The 16,302-nt window shown below is 40.8% G+C and carries 14 protein-coding genes; all 14 read left to right on the top strand.

Annotated features, from left to right (window positions below; translation table 11 throughout):
* Positions 1–24 precede the first annotated feature (24 nt).
* On the top strand, positions 25–1,119 hold the full coding sequence (locus BLP87_RS06890; protein ID WP_074462026.1) for a DUF6077 domain-containing protein: 1,095 nt from the start codon (positions 25–27) through the stop codon (positions 1,117–1,119).
* 1 nt (position 1,120) lies between these two features.
* Positions 1,121–1,999, top strand: a complete 879-nt coding sequence (locus BLP87_RS06895) for a hypothetical protein (protein ID WP_074462027.1) — start codon at positions 1,121–1,123, stop codon at positions 1,997–1,999.
* Between the two features lie 13 nt (positions 2,000–2,012).
* The gene (locus BLP87_RS06900; RefSeq protein ID WP_074462028.1) at positions 2,013–2,897 is read left to right on the top strand and encodes a LicD family protein; all 885 of its coding nucleotides are present in this window, start codon (positions 2,013–2,015) and stop codon (positions 2,895–2,897) included.
* A complete protein-coding gene (locus BLP87_RS06905) occupies positions 2,894–3,607 on the top strand; it encodes an IspD/TarI family cytidylyltransferase (protein ID WP_074462029.1) in 714 nt (237 codons plus the stop codon). The genes BLP87_RS06900 and BLP87_RS06905 overlap by 4 nt, the downstream gene beginning before the upstream one ends.
* Before the next feature lies 1 nt (position 3,608).
* On the top strand, positions 3,609–5,069 hold the full coding sequence (locus BLP87_RS06910; RefSeq protein WP_074462030.1) for an MBOAT family O-acyltransferase: 1,461 nt from the start codon (positions 3,609–3,611) through the stop codon (positions 5,067–5,069).
* 39 nt (positions 5,070–5,108) lie between these two features.
* Positions 5,109–6,179 carry a hypothetical protein gene (locus BLP87_RS06915; protein ID WP_074462031.1) on the top strand — a complete coding sequence of 357 codons (1,071 nt, stop codon included), beginning with the start codon at positions 5,109–5,111 and terminating at the stop codon, positions 6,177–6,179.
* A complete protein-coding gene (locus BLP87_RS06920) occupies positions 6,173–7,663 on the top strand; it encodes a DUF6056 family protein (RefSeq protein WP_074462032.1) in 1,491 nt (496 codons plus the stop codon). Before BLP87_RS06915 ends, BLP87_RS06920 begins: the two co-directional genes overlap by 7 nt.
* A 7-nt stretch (positions 7,664–7,670) precedes the next feature.
* The gene (locus tag BLP87_RS06925) at positions 7,671–9,212 is read left to right on the top strand and encodes a hypothetical protein (protein ID WP_074462033.1); all 1,542 of its coding nucleotides are present in this window, start codon (positions 7,671–7,673) and stop codon (positions 9,210–9,212) included.
* On the top strand, positions 9,209–9,574 hold the full coding sequence (locus BLP87_RS06930) for a transporter (protein WP_074462034.1): 366 nt from the start codon (positions 9,209–9,211) through the stop codon (positions 9,572–9,574). Before BLP87_RS06925 ends, BLP87_RS06930 begins: the two co-directional genes overlap by 4 nt.
* The gene (locus BLP87_RS06935; protein WP_242871825.1) at positions 9,567–9,923 is read left to right on the top strand and encodes a multidrug ABC transporter; all 357 of its coding nucleotides are present in this window, start codon (positions 9,567–9,569) and stop codon (positions 9,921–9,923) included. The genes BLP87_RS06930 and BLP87_RS06935 overlap by 8 nt, the downstream gene beginning before the upstream one ends.
* A gap of 182 nt (positions 9,924–10,105) precedes the next feature.
* On the top strand, positions 10,106–13,357 hold the full coding sequence (locus BLP87_RS06940) for a glycoside hydrolase family 25 protein (protein ID WP_074462035.1): 3,252 nt from the start codon (positions 10,106–10,108) through the stop codon (positions 13,355–13,357).
* A gap of 24 nt (positions 13,358–13,381) precedes the next feature.
* Positions 13,382–14,890, top strand: a complete 1,509-nt coding sequence (locus BLP87_RS06945; protein WP_074462036.1) for a hypothetical protein — start codon at positions 13,382–13,384, stop codon at positions 14,888–14,890.
* A 20-nt stretch (positions 14,891–14,910) separates the two neighbouring features.
* On the top strand, positions 14,911–15,996 hold the full coding sequence (rfbB, locus tag BLP87_RS06950; RefSeq protein WP_074462037.1) for a dTDP-glucose 4,6-dehydratase: 1,086 nt from the start codon (positions 14,911–14,913) through the stop codon (positions 15,994–15,996).
* A 52-nt stretch (positions 15,997–16,048) separates the two neighbouring features.
* The coding region (locus tag BLP87_RS06955) for a sugar phosphate nucleotidyltransferase (protein WP_176756613.1) at positions 16,049–16,302 on the top strand (254 nt) is incomplete at its 3' end.

The raw sequence follows: 16,302 nt of genomic DNA on the forward strand, positions 1-16,302 counted from the left end.
TTAATTGCTTTGGGAGAATGACATATGTTAATGGTTGCATGGTCCGTAGTGCGCCTGATCTATTGGATGTTGGTAGTGCCATATCTTATCGGACAGCTTTTCAACTTTATATTACCTGAGGGGAAAAAGACAATAGGAATCACATTTATTCTTGGATTTCTTATTTACATTGCTATATTTGAAATGGTCGCGATTCCCTGCATAATCAATTATGTTTACGAGTCGTTTACGCATTGCAGACAGATTTATGTGGTGATCGTATCGCTTTTGGCAATCGGCGGATCTTTTAGGTTCAGTAAGTCGATCTTTAAGAGGGAGATTGTCTGTGACCTTAATACAGAGACCAAAATTTATTATGGAATCTTTATAGCACTTGTTCTTTTTCAAGTGGTAATGAACTTTATATATGCACCGTTCAACGGTGATGATGCCGAATATGTGACAAATTCACTTATAGCGCAGCAGTGGGGATCTATGAACAGGATCGATCCTAATGTTGGAGGCCCAATTGACCTTAAAACGAGAAATGTGCTTGCAGCTGTTACAATGTGGATTGCCTTTATAGCCAAGAGCTCATCTGTACATGCCACTATAGTTTCGCATGTAGTAATGCCACTCTTTGTTTTACCGCTTGTTTATTATGTGTATTATCAGATAGGGAAGAGTCTTTTTAAGGAGAAAAAAGAAATCGTTCCCGTATTTATGATCTTTATAAATATGCTGTATATGTTTGGAAATGTTTCGCTGAGTACGCCTGCGACATTCCTGCTAATGAGAAGTTGGCAGGGTAAGGCTCTTTTTTCAAATCTTGCACTTCCGATGATCTTTTGGCTCTTTTTGCTTATGTTTGAAGATGTATCCGCAGTGAACGAGGCGGCCGGAACTAAAGAAAAACTTAAGATCACCGCACCCTGCTGGATAATGCTTGCGCTTGTAAATGTACTTTCATGTATCTGTACTGAGCTTGGTGTTGCGCTTGGATGCGGACTTGTTGCAATCCTTACGATTGTTTTGTTATATGCATCAAAGAGATGGACTGTGCTTGTAGGAGCTTTTTTGGCGGTTATTCCCAATCTGGCTTATGTTGCCTTTTATTTAATTCTGGGGGGTGGAGCATAATATGTACGGAATTTTTATGGAATGTTATGTGGCGCTCAGACAGTATTTTGGAGGCGAATCGGCCGGAGATATCAGGGCATATCTTAACATGATCGTTTTTATTGCTTCGGCGATATTTATCATGATCAAAGAAAAAGACAAAGTAAAAAAGATACTTTTGGGAATAATGCCACTTGTGATAATTGCGGGATTTCTTTTGCCGATAACAAGGATAATATATGTCGGTCATGTTGATAAAGACAGCCCGGAAACGTATTATAGAATATTGTGGTTGATACCCATGTATATTGTTATTGCATACGCTGCATGTCTGATAATGATGAAAATGAAAAGCGATGCGATAAGAAGAGTGGTAATGGTTGCTGCGGTTCTTGCGATCATGCTTACAGGCAAACTTGTATATACAAACAGATACATGTATAAGGCAGAGAACATTTATCATATTCGCCAGGATGTTATTGATATATGTGAGCTTATAAAGCCTGCAGAAGGAGAAGATAATCCGAGGGCGGCTTTTCCCGAAGAACTGACATGGTATGTAAGGCAGTATGATACTCATATTCTTATGCCTTACGGAGCAGATATTATTGAGGGTGAAGCTAAGGGAATGTACTGGGATCCTGTGTATGATGCGATGAAAAATGCAGAGGTCACGGCCGAAGGCGTTGAGATAGTTGATGCCAAAGCGATTGTTGATGCGGCAAGAGAAGACGGATGCCGATATGTCATCATGCCTGAGGATACCGATAAAAGAAAGTTAAGCAAGGACCTTACGACATTCGGACTTACGGTTGTTGATAAAGTCGGTAAGTTTTATGTTTACGAAGATCCGGTTGTGGTTAAAAAACTTGAGAAAAAGAAAGCTGCAGAGTGGAACTAAGGAAATAAGTTAAATGGATAAAGAAGTGCAACAATACCTCGACAGGGTGCATGAGTCGGATTTTGCAATGCTCTCGGAGGTGGACAGAATATGTAAAAAACATAATATACAGTATTATCTTCACGGAGGCACGTTTCTTGGTGCGGTAAGACATCAGGATTTCATTCCGTGGGATGATGATGTTGATATTCTCTTTTTGCGTGAAGATTATGAGAGATTTCTTGATGTTTATGAAAAAGAGGCTGATAAAAGATTTAAACTCTTAAGATTTGAGAGATATCCGCAGTTCTTTGATTTTATAACCAAGATCGCAGATTATGATCTTACCTATGAAGAGACCTCATTTGGAGCGGAAGATTATTATGAGCACAGATATTCTCATCCGACGCTTGATCTTTTTGTATTTGATAAAGAGGCTGATAATCATAAATGGCAGCTTATAAGAATGAAGCTTCTCTACGCTCTTGCAATGGGGCACAGGCCTTATGTCGATTACTCTAAATTTAAGGGCGTTATGAAGGTTGTTTCATTCCTTCTTACAACTGTAGGAAAGTGCATACCGTTTAAGGTTATCGCATATAAATATATTAAGCTTCAGACACTTGGCGGACTTGCAAAGAGAGCGCCTGAGGGCGCGGAAGGTGCGGGAGATGAAACAACTCTTTTCATTTCGAATGAGCAGCCCGATCCCAGATACTGGGGGCTTGATTTTGATGCAGACCATTTAATATACGGGCCTGATACAGCTAAGATAAGAGGCAAGGAATTCCCTATTCCGAAGAATCACGACAAGTGGCTTAAGAAGACTTACAAGGATTACATGAGTCTTCCGCCCGAGGATAAAAGAGTTCCTATGCATGTAAATGTTATAAAGAAAAACGAGGACCGATCATTATGAAAACAATAGCACTGATAATTGCCGGCGGTACGGGAGCCAGAATGAAGCAGGACATTCCCAAGCAGTTTCTTACGGTAAATGAGAAGCCTGTTATTGTATATACGCTTGAGGCGTTTCAGAATCATCCCGAGATTGATTCCATCGCCGTAGTGTGTGTTGAAGGCTGGGAGCAGATGCTTATGGCATATGCAAGGCAGTTTAATATTACCAAACTTGAGTACGTCGTTCCGGGCGGAGAGAACGGACAGGGTTCCATACGAAACGGTGTTTATGAACTTGAGAAGAATTTTGATTCCGATTCGATAGTGCTTATCCATGATGCGATAAGACCAATGGTTTCCGCGGAGATCATATCCGACTGCATAATGAAGACAAAGCAGTACGGAAACGCCATTACGGCCATTCCGTGTGCGGAAGCCATGCTTACCACAACGGACGGCGAAATGTCGGATAAGACATATCCCAGAGACAATCTTAAGAGAACCCAGACTCCGCAGGGATTCAGGCTCGGAGAGATCTGTGATCTTCACAGAGAGGCTCTTTCAAAAGGAATTACAGGTTCTGTCGCATCTTGTACGCTTATGACCGAACTTGGAAGAAAAGTATATTTTTCACAGGGTTCTGAGAAGAACATAAAACTTACGACAGTAGACGATATTGACATCTTTAAGGCGCTCCTCATCAGTAAAAGGAGTGAATGGTTGAAGTAAAATGCTTTTTAATTCATACGAGTTTATGCTTTTATTTCTGCCGATATTTCTTGCGGCGTATTTTCTGATAAGGACAAAGATAAAAGATCATAAGAAAAAAGAAAGCCTTTTGAACATATTGATGATCATAGGCTCTCTTATTTTCTACGGTCTTTTCGATATTAAAAACACAGCTATTTTATGTATGAGTATCTTTCTCAACATAAATGTCATAAACTGTATCAGGTTAAAGAAAAATGCGAAAGTTTGGATGATCGCAGGTGTCGCGATAAATATTGCGATGTTGCTTTTCTTTAAATACAGTGTTGTATATGCGGGTATGTTCTTTCCCGTAGCTATCAGTTTCTACACATTCAATCAGATTTCCTATATTGTTGATTATTATCGGGGAGAGATCAAAGAATACGATCTTATGGACTACCTCATTTATATATTGTTTTTTCCAAAGATATTGCAGGGGCCTCTTATGGGATATCAGGCATTTACAGACGGGCTTAAAAAAGCATACGAAGAAAGCGTGGATTGGGAAAAACTTATGCGTGGGCTCCTTCTTTTGTCAATGGGACTGTTTAAGAAGGTAATACTTGCGGATACTTTTGCAAAGGCTGTAGAGTACGGCTTTTCTGCGATTCCGAATCTTGGAAGGATGGAGGCGATACTGACCGCCGTGTTCTATTCTTTCATGTTGTATTTCGATTTTAGCGGTTATTGTGATATTGCGGCTTCAATCTGCATGATGATGGGATTTGAGCTTTCGCTTAATTTCAATTCGCCTTATAAAGCGGTTGATATAGATGATTTCTGGGATAGATGGCATATTACACTGACTAAGTTTTTTACCAAATATGTATATATACCGCTTGGAGGCAGCAGGAAAGGGCAGTTTAGGACGTATCTTAATATCTTTTTCGTCTTTCTGCTTAGCGGAATCTGGCACGGCGGCGGAAGTACATTTGTTGTCTGGGGAATCATGCACGGTGTACTTAGCATTATCACAAGGATGATAAAAACAGGGAAAAAGACATCCGAAAATTGTAAGGAAAGTGGGATTGCCACAATATGTAAGAGAATCTGCGGAACTCTTTTTACATTTGTCTATGTTACTGCGGCATGGGTGTTCTTTAGGGCAGAGAGTATATCCGATGCGCTTCTCCTTTTTAAGAGGATGTTTGTGGGTGGGATAAGGCCTTTTTACAGCACGTTTTCCGACGGGTTTAATCTCGATGAATTATGGTATGTGATAAAGGTGACTCCGCTTATGAAGTTTGGTTTTGCGTGGGATATTTGTCTTTGGCTTTTTCTTATTGCGGGCGGCGTGATGATCTTTTTTGGAAAAAATGCCGTCGAATATTCAAAGAAGTGCAAGATAAATCTTGGCACGACTGTACTTACCGCGGTGCTTTTGGTATGGAGCATAATCAGTTTTTCAGGCGTGAGTACATTTCTTTATATGAATTTTTAGCGCGATTTTAATAAATGCGTGTTCGGGGCGGGGATAATTATGAAAAGCTATAAAAGGTACTTTTTCATCTTAATAGGTATGATTCTTGCGGTGTTTGTCATCTGCGGCGCAATCGTTGTATATGTGGATCCATTTTTTCATTTCCATACTCCGGTTTCGGGATTTCCGTATATTGTAGACAATCAGCTCAGTCAGAATCCGGGAATGGCGATGAATATGGAATATGACGGATGTATCATAGGATCGTCTATGACGGTAAATTTTGACACGGACGATTTTAAAGAGATTCTTGGGACGGATACCGTGAAACTTAGCTATAGCGGGGCATATCCGAGGGATGACTACAATATCCTTTCTTTTGTGTTTGATAAAAATACCCATGCGAGGAAGAAAAATCCCATGAAGCAAGTGTACTTTGCCGTGGATATCCCGACTATGACCGCAGATCCCGATGAAACAAAGTATCCGCTTCCCACGCATTTGTATGACAAGAGTGTCATTAATGATGTAAAATATCTCATAAACAAGGATGTATTATTTGAATATATTTTTCGTCCTGCCATTCAGAAAAAAGGCTCGGATCTTTCTGAGATTTATTTTAGCTGGTGGACACCCGAGTATTACAATATTGAGTGGGTTATGCACAACTACGAACAGCCTGAGATAAACCCTGTGGAGACTGAAAAAGACGGGCTTATCGAGAGAACGGAAGTAAATCTTTCAAGGAATATTCTTCCTTTTGTTGAAGCAAATCCCGATACGGAGTTTTATTTCTTTTTTCCCCCTTACAGTATCCTGTATTGGAACAATGTGATGCGCGAAAATACGTTTGAAGCGACAATGGAGCAGTACAGATATGTTGCGGAGAGACTTCTTCAGTATGACAATGCAAGAGTGTTTTATTTCCAGACGATGGATGAGACCTTGAACCTCAGTAATTATGCGGATTATTCACATTATAAACCCGCAATTAACAAATTTATGGTAGAATGCTTTAAGGATGGAAAATATGAAATTAAATCCGTTGATGAGATGGATAAGGGATTGAAGATTGTCAGAAAAATGGTTGCAGACTTTGACTTTGCAGACCTTTTTTCGAGGGAATGGTAAGAAAGATCGCGGGTAGTATGAAGCACGAGAGAACGCAAACAATATTGAATTGGGGGATGGGGATTGTATCGGCTTTGATGATCTCATTTTTAATCGGGACGATCGTCAGAGCAGCCATGTTTGTTGTACCGGTGTCGGATGATTATTGGTATGCGGGATCCGGAGTGGGAATCCATGGATTCTTAAAACGCATTGTTTCTGCGTCTAAGTTTACGCAAGACGCATACAGACATGAGCAGGGAGCATATTTTACCTCGTTTATCGGTTCTTTATTTAATCCTGTAGCGTACGGCGGCTTTTCTGCGATGAGAATTATTATGGAGGTCAATGCGTTTCTGGTTTTCGGCGCGGTGATCTTTTTGACAGGTATCATAATAAAGAAGGCTGCGTATGTAGGGATACATGTTGTTTTATTTGTGATATTGATGGCGGTATTTCCTCTTGCGGCATATGATTCGTTCAGTGAAGTATTTTACTGGTTTTCCGGGGCTTGTGCATATGGCTTTCCGATTGCGCTGGGATTTATATCGATAGGTCTTTTTATCATTTATAATCTGAATAAAGAAGTTGCTTTGACGGGAAGAGAACCTTTGGTATTCTCTTTGGCATGTGGAATTGCGGCAGTCGGAGCATCTCTTGCAATAACGGGGATAGTTGTGTATTTTCTTTTGTGTACGATTATCTATTTTGCAATTAAGAGAAGAAGACTTGAAAAAGATAATATGTTAGTATTTATTACATGTCTTGCAGGGGCGGCGGTTAATATACTTGCTCCGGGAAATTATGCGGGGCATGGAATGAAAAACGGCGGCGCAGTTGATGTAAAAGCAGGAATTATCTATGCGTCGGAGCGTTATATGTACGTGGTAAGGTGGCTTTTTTCTGACAGGAATTATCTGGTTTATGTTATAAGCCTTGTTGTTGTCGGATACCTTATCTATGACAGGATAAAGCTTTGCAGGGGAGCATGGATGGCAGTCGGAGTTATGCTTTTTGCTTCTCCGTTGATAGCGGCTTTTACACCGGTAGTGGGATATGGAATGGAGGAAACTACGAACGGATGCTTTTTTATCACGGTGACGGCTATGACTGCCGCATTTGATAATCTGGCATTGTTTATCGGATGGTTAATGGGAAGAACTTTGAAGGGACATAAGAAAATGTCGGTCCTCGCGGTTCTTTATGCAATTATTTTTGTGTGCTTTATAGCGACACCTTTTTCACCCGAAAAGTACGTCGTTGTTAAGCTTAACAAGCAGCTTTATGTCGGTGAGCTTCAAAAAAATTATGTTGAGACAAAAAAGATTATAGACAGTTTGTCGAATATGAAAGATAGGGATGTTAAAGTTGATGTTCCGACTAATCCTGAATATATAGAGGATTTTTATTCCTTCTTTTTGCTTGACGATCCGGACAGCAGGATCAACCGTGATGTGGCAAAGGTATACGGATTAAGCTCTATATCCAATATAAGAGAGGAATGATGCATTAATGAGAAATAAGAGAAACAGAAGAGAAGATTTTGACATATACAGCGATGATGATTTTGATATTCTTGAAGACGAGCGTATGGATGATTTCGAGAATGATGATTACAGGGACGCCGAAGATTATGAAGATGAAGCCGGATATGACGGCGATTACAGAGATGATTATGAAGACGACTATGGCGACGAACCTGTAGATGATTATGAGAGCGGCTACGAAGAAGGCTTTGAAGAAGGTTATGAAGACGATTTCAAAGATGACTTCTATGATTTTGATAAAGAGGATGTAAGATCGTCAGGAAACAGCAAGCGTTCAGGAAGATATGAAGAAGATTATCCTGATGCCTATGAAGAGCATGATGATTTTTTTGAAGACTACGAAGATGATGGGCAGGAGGATGAGTATATGGATGACAACAGAGGCAGAAGTCGAAGAGACAGTCGTTCCAAGCGTTACAGAGATGAGTATGACGATGATGATTATTATGAGGATGACAGAAAGGCGAGGAGAACCGGTAAAAGAGGTTATTCCGAGGATGATGACGACGAAGACTACGAGAAAAAGGGTAAGATTCCGCGCTGGGTTCACTTTGCCGTATTGGGAGTTATCGTAGTTATCGTTCTGTATTATGTATTTCAGATTGTGAAATGGAATCACAGTAGTATTGAGCTGAAAGAGTCTGATGAGAAAAATATTGCGGCAGAGCTTCAGGATTTTATCACCTATAGATCTGACGAGCAGAAGGCAGGACATAAGGATGACGGTCAAGAGACAATTCTTATGGTCGGAAATGACGCTATTACTCATGATCTCGGAGATACCGGAATTGCTGCTCAGATTGAGAAGGCTTCAGGTGCGAAATGCATATCTGCGGGATTTCCCGAGACAACAGTGGCTCGTTCCGCAAACGGAAACGATCCTCTTGATGCTTTTTGTTTTCCGAGTGTAATTGATGCTATAACAAGCGGAGATTATTCCAAACTTCACGAGGCTACAAGTGCGGTTGACAATGCTTCACTTTTTGAAAACAGTATAAAGACTCTTGAAGATGTTGATTTTGACAAGGTTGATACTTTGGTCATCTACTACAATGCGCAGGATCTTCTCAAAGGAAGAATCGGAAGAAACCCGGACAATCAGTTTGATGAAGTGACATACAACGGAGCGCTTGCTACCGGAATCAAGAAGATTCAGGAGAAGTTTCCTTATATGAGAATCGTCGGCATGACTGTTACTTTCTGTTACGGCTTTGACAAGGATGGAAATGTTGTTGCAGGAGACAAGCTTGAACTTGGAAACGGAGATCTTTTCCAGTATTACCTTGGTATGATGACGGTATGTTCAGAGGCTGAGAATCCCGGAGTAAGCGTTGTGGACAACTATAACGGAGATATTTCTGAGGAAAACAGTAAAGATCTTCTTGTTGATAACATTCATGTAAATGCGGAATGTAATAAGAATATAGCCGAGCATTTTGCGGAAGTTTATAAGAATATTGTGGATACGGAAAGCGGATCTGAGACAGAAGGAGAATCGGAAGAATGAAAAAGAAAAGTATAGCCGCTATCCTGCAGTTGCAGGGGGCAGTCATTGTCTATTCACTTTCGACCGTTGCGGCCAAATTTGCTTCCGAGTATCCTATGTTGACGCTCGGATGGATCGGCTTTTTTGCACTTGAGTTTGTTGTTTTGGCAATCTATGCGGTTATTTGGCAGCAGGTTATTAAGAAATTCCAGCTTTCCATAGCTTATTCGAATAAAGCTGTCACATTGATGTGGTCGATGCTCTGGAATTTCGTGATCTTTTCTGAGAAGATCACACCCGGAATGGTGATAGGTGTTCTTATTGTCATTGCCGGAGTTATAGTTATGAACAGTTCATCGGAGGAGGAAGCGGAAAGTGTATAAGTATTTTATTATGATGCTTTTGGCTGAGCTTATAGCATCCTCTTCACAGATTTTTCTTAAGATGAGTTCGAAAAAGAGCTATCCGTCGGCTATAAGAGAATATCTTAACTGCCTTGTTATAGGCGGATATTCGCTGCTTATGGTGTCAATGGTCATCACGGTGGTCTTTGGCTATAATAAGGATAAGCTCGGATATATGGGAACTGTGGTTATGGAGCCCATAAGCTATGTTTTTGTATTGATCCTGTCGAGGATTGTTTTTAAGGAGAAGATATCAAAGAGAAAGATTGTGGGGATGAGTCTCATTATATGTGGGATAGCAGTCTTTTTTCTTAATAAACCCATGTAATTGATGGAGCAGATTGGGGGCACGAATCTGCAATATACGATATACAGAAACAAAAGAACCGAATGATAACAAAAAGTTGTTATTGTATTTCGGAAATGTTAAAATGCTATATATGGTATAGAGGGGTATCGAGGGAGGATATATTTAGTTACGGAAATTAGTTAATCGTACGAGGAGTGTATATGAAAAAGATGACTAAGCGCGGATTATTTCTCGGCCGCAAGACTTCTGATGACAGAAAAAAACGAGACAACAGGGAATATAGGGAAGAATACGACAGAGAGTATGAAGTATTTGAAGATAATCGCAGTTACAGAGCCGATCGTGATTATGAAGATTACGATTATGACCGTGACTACGATGGTTATGAATACGACCGCGATTATGAAGACTATGAATACGACCGTGATCATAAGTATAGTGACAGAGATTATGCGGATGATCGCGCATATAGTGACGGCGGCTACGACTACGATAGAAAATATGAAAAAGAAGATTATGATCGTGATTATGCGGATGACGATCGTGACTATGAAAACGGAGATGATTATGGCCGCGGTTATGCGGATGACGATCGCTACTATTCGGAAAATTCTCACAATTATGATGATGAACCCCGCGGATATGAGCGCATGATTGACGAAAAGTATGACGATTCCGATTATGACAGAGATTATGCGGATGACGATCGTGATTATGCCGAATATGACAAGGAATTTCAGAGTGCCGATCTCGCAGGCGCTTTTAACGGCGATAACGAATATGATACAAGATATCGCGACGGCGACTATGAGTATGACGGCGGATATGATGACCGATATGACAACGATGAATATGGTCGTGGACGAAAGACATCCCAAAAAGGTGGAAACAGATCCAAAAGTGCAATAAGAACTTCAAGTGCGGTTGAGAAAACTGCGGCGATCGTTGCGGTTGTAATTCTTGCAGGCGCGCTTGTAACAGGAGTTTTCTATACAAAAACACTTGGCAGAAATCACGAGATCAGTGCATTTGCCGATGTCGGATCGACTATGAGCGATGTTCAGATTGTCGGAGAGAGCGGACTTGTTGCGGTTGCCGATGCTGAGAAAGCAAAGCAGATGACCGCAGGTATTATTGAAGAAGCAAAAGAAGAAAAGGTCGAAGAAGTAGTAGAAGAGAAGAAAGAGGAAGAGGAAGTTACAGGCGGAAAAGTAACTTTTAGCGTTTCTTCCATCAAGAGCGACATTAAGATAAAGTTTATCGGAAAAAACAAAAAGCTCGTTGCAAAAGTACCTTTCAAGGTAAGTGTTGAAACACCCGACGGATCTAAGGTCGACTACGAGGATGATGACAAAGACGGTATCATCTATAAAAAAGACATGAAGCCCGGCATTTATAAGATCACACCATGTGCGCTTCCTGCCGAGTTTTCGCAGTATAGCCTTGATACATCTACCAAGACGGTAACTGTCAAGGATAAGGTAGAAATGAAGGCCGTTGATGTCAGCAACGAGGTTAAGAAGGAATCACAGGTTAACGTTGCAAAAGAAGATACAGCGGTAAAGAACGTTGTGGAATCAACGCTTAAGGATACCGTTGAGTATGTTGAAAGTGAGAAGATTCCTGCAGACGGAAGTGCTTCCGATGCAAACGGTACATATAAGGAAATTGATAAAAACAGCATTCCGAATCCTATGTCATCATCATCGATAATTGACTTTACAAACTTTAGGACGGTTGCGTTGTTTACTACCGATAGTTCTACTTTGCCTGATGATAGCGCAGATAAGAAAAAAGACGGTGATTCAAACGAAGAGAACAAAGATGGCAATAAGGATGCTGCAAGTACGGGAGTGAATGGAGAAAGTGACCAAAATTCATCTAAAGACGAAGAAGCAGCTAAATTAGCGAAAGAGAAAGAAGAAAAAGAGAAGCAGGAAGCTGCGGCAGCAGAGGCTTCAAGGCTTAAGAAAGAGAAAGAAGAAAAAGAGAAGCAGGAAGCAGCAGCGGCAGAAGCTTCAAGATTAGCCAAAGAAGCTGCGGATAAAAAAGCTAAAGAAGATGCAGCAGCGGCAGCAGAGGCTTCAAGACTTAAGCAGGAAGCTGACAAAAAAGCGCTTCTTGAAAAGAATGGCAAAGTTCCTGTAAAAGAGACTTCAATGACACTTACCGAAGGTGATAAGAAGACTATAGAGACAAAAGTATCCGGATTGGCAATACAGATTACTTCTGACAATGCGGGATGCGTATCATGCAGCGGCAATACAATTACAGCGGTAGCTAAAGGAACGGCAAAGCTTACTGTTAACGCAGAAAATTACCAGACTGAATATATCACTGTAACCGTTAATGCGAAGAAAGCAGGAGATCTTCCCATCAATTCCAAGAAGATTACACTTGTTCAGGACGAGAAGATAAATATCGGAATTAACGCAAATGATTATCCGGGACTTTCAGGAAAAGCTAAAGACAGTTCTGTAGCAGGTGTTTCAGGAACGGAGATTCAGGGTAAGAAGGCCGGAAAGACAACGGTTACATATACTGCAACAGGTTATAATGCATTTGATATTGAGGTTACTGTAGTAGATAAGAAGGCACTTCTTAAGCTTGCTGACGGAACTCAGGTTTATGTAAAGAGTTCGGAAGGTGGATTCAGAGAAGCGACTTATGCAGATTACTACAATAAAGAGAAGTTCTTCCTTAAGGACAAGGGTGAGGGCAATTTTAAATACAAGGGCTGGCAGACAATAAACGGCAAGACCTATTACTACAACAAGAACTGCGAGTATGTAACAGGTAAGCAGGTTATTCAGGGTGTCGAGTATGTATTTGGAAGTGACGGAGTTCTTACAACTTCTGCGGGAGCAAGAGGAATCGATGTAAGTAAGTGGAACGGATCAATCGACTGGAAAGCTGTTCGAAACGAAGGAATCGAATTTGTTATCATCAGATGCGGTTACAGAGGTTCATCTCAGGGCGCACTTATCGAAGATCCTACTTTCAGAACAAATATAAAGGGTGCTCAGGCAGCAGGACTTAAGGTTGGTGTTTACTTCTTTACACAGGCTGTAAACGAGGCGGAAGCGGTTGAGGAAGCCTCAATGGTAATAGAGCTTTGTAAGGGATACGGACTTTCATTCCCTGTATACCTTGACGTTGAGGGAAGTAACGGAAGAGGCGATACGATCAGTGCAGAGCAGAGAACTGCCAATATCAGAGCGTTCTGCGGAACAATTCAGAATGCGGGATACAAGGCAGGCGTATACGCTAACAAAACATGGTTTACAAGTAAGATCAATACCAATAAGCTTACAAATTACAAGATCTGGCTTGCCCAGTATGCAGCAAGCCCGACATATAACGCTACAAGATATGATATGTGGCAGCATACATCAAAGGGTAAAGTGTCCGGTATCTCCGGAAATGTAGACCTTAACATTTTGTACAGATAATGAATGTGAATATAGGTACAATATATGAGTAACAGCAACAATAACAAAGGATTGGAATCTTTTAAGATTCTGTCCTTTGTTTTGCCTTTAATTTTTTATATCGGGATTGCGGTTTTGGACGGCCCTGTATGGTGCGTGGATTCTCAGAGCTATGTGAGCATGGATTTTTCAAGAGAGCCTGTTTATCCGCTTTTTTTGGCACTTATCAGAAAGATATTTGAAACCTTTAAGTTCTCCGGTGAATTTAAAGGACAACCTTCATATCTTTTCTGCGCTGTGATACTTCAAAGTCTTTTGTGGGTATATACTTCATGGAGACTCGGAAATGAAGTTTACAATGTCGCGTCAAGGTATTTGAATTTAAACAGCGCATTGTTTATAGGCTATGCGGGAGTTCTATCGCAGATGGCGGTTGCGTCGCTAAACAGATTTGCGGCCAAAAGAGGCTCGATGTATTCGGAGAGCATTATGACCGAATCGATCGCGATACCGCTTTTTGTTATTTTTACAATAGAGCTGTGGCATCTGCACAGAGCATATCTTCAGCGTAACATTGTGAGAGTATTTGTGCTTGCGATACTTATTGCAAGTGTCAGAAAACAGATGCTTATATGCCTGATCTTATGGGGCTTTTCGGCATTTGTGATTTACCTTTTTATAAACAGACAGGATGGTATCCATAAGTTTTTTATAACCGTGCTTATGATCGTTGCGGCTATCGTGAGTATAAAGGGAGTTGACAGGATATATAATTCGGCTCTTCGCGGACGATTTGTGGAACATATAGGAAACAGTAAGGGCGGTCTGGATACGGTTCTGTATACGGCAAGAAGCGAGGATGCGGAACTCTTTAAGGATTATGAGAATTTTCCGGATCTTGATGCATTATATACGAGTATCTTTGAGGCCTGCAATGAGCAGCAGCTTAACATAGAATATGCTCCCGGTTATGAAAAGAGAGACCAGGCGAATGTATTTAATTCTGACTGGGCAGCAATGGCTTCTCACTATGCCGAGAGTTATGATGTCATCGGATTCGACATTGTTCAGGTTAAGTGTGATGAGTATGTGGCGGAACATTTTCCGGGACTTGAGCTCTGCGATGCTCAGTTAAAAGAGGATGAGGTAGAAGGAATTCTTTTTAAGACTCTTTTAAAGCATGCTTTTGAGAGGATAAAAAAAGGCGAAGGAAAAGCGATAATATATGTATTTACCGCAAATGTACTGAAAGCGTTTGTAATATCGGTCGCAAATATCAGTCCGAAGATTCTTATTCCGATATCGTTTTTTATGTACCTGTTGTTTCTGACTTCGTTTGTGCTACTGTTTTTGAGTAGCATATTTGGAAACAGGGGGAATGAGAAGTATGTGAAGGATGATTTCCTTCTGCTTGCATTTCTAACGCTTTCGGGAATTGCGATAAACTCTGTGGTTACGGGATCGATGATATTTCCGCAGCCCAGATATATGTGCTACGGTATGGGACTCTTCTACTTGGCACTGACTTGTGATATAATAGCCACGAAAAAATGAAAAGGAAAGGTATACTTTTGATGAAAACTTATCTTGTAACAGGAGGGGCAGGTTTTATCGGCTCCAACTATATTCACTATATGTTCAAAAAATATGGTGATGATATTCGTATTATAAATGTTGATGCACTTACATATGCCGGAAATCTTGAGAATCTTAAGGATGTAGAGGATCGCGACAATTATACTTTTGTCAAAGCAAATATTTGCGACAGAGACGCCATCAATAAGATCTTTGAAGAGAATGACATAGACAGAGTTGTTCATTTCGCGGCAGAAAGCCACGTTGACAGATCTATTGTAAATCCCGAGATCTTCGTTGAGACTAACGTTCTCGGAACGGCTACTATGCTCAACGCAGCTAAAAAGGCTTGGGAGCTTCCGGACGGAACATTCAAAGAGGGTAAGAAATTCCTTCATGTTTCAACCGATGAAGTATACGGTTCGCTCGATGACGATCCGAATGCTTATTTCTATGAGACAACTCCATACGATCCGCACAGCCCTTATTCAGCAAGTAAGGCAAGTTCGGATATGCTCGTAAAAGCTTATATGGATACATATAAGTTCCCTGCAAATATCACTAACTGTTCAAATAACTACGGACCTTATCAGTTCCCTGAGAAGCTCATTCCTCTTGTGATCAACAATGCACTTGCAGGTAAGGATCTTCCTGTATACGGAGACGGTAAGAACGTTCGTGACTGGCTCTTTGTTGAGGATCATGCAAAGGCAATCGACATGGTACAGGAGAAGGGCAAGCTCTTTGAGACATACAATGTCGGCGGACACAATGAGAAGCAGAATATCGAGATCGTTAAGACAATCATCGATGTTCTCAGAGAAGAGCTTGATGACAGCGATCCCAGAAAGGCTAAGCTCAGCTACGATCTTATTAAGTATGTAACAGACAGAAAGGGACATGACAGAAGATATGCCATCGCTCCCGATAAGATCAAAAAGGAAATCGGATGGGAGCCTGAGACCATGTTCAAAGAAGGTATCAGAAAGACCATTAAATGGTACTTTGATCACAACGAATGGATGGAGCATGTGACAAGCGGCGATTACGAAAAGTATTACGCAAAGATGTATGACAAGAGATAATTGGCGATAATTGATCAGAGCCGATTATTTTAGATAAATACGGAGGAATATAATGAAAGGTATAATTTTAGCGGGTGGTTCGGGAACAAGACTTTATCCGCTTACAAGAGCTATTTCAAAGCAGATAATGCCGGTATATGACAAGCCGATGATCTACTATCCGCTTTCAACTCTTATGCTTGCAGGTATAAGAGATGTACTTATAATTTCAACTCCGAGAGACCTTCCTATATTTGAGGATCTTTTTGGAACAGGTGAGCAGCTTGGAATGAATTTCAGCTATGCTGTTCAGGATCAGCCAAGGGG

Source organism: Butyrivibrio hungatei (assembly GCF_900101605.1).
GTDB classification, from domain to species: Bacteria; Bacillota; Clostridia; order Lachnospirales; family Lachnospiraceae; genus Butyrivibrio; species Butyrivibrio hungatei_B.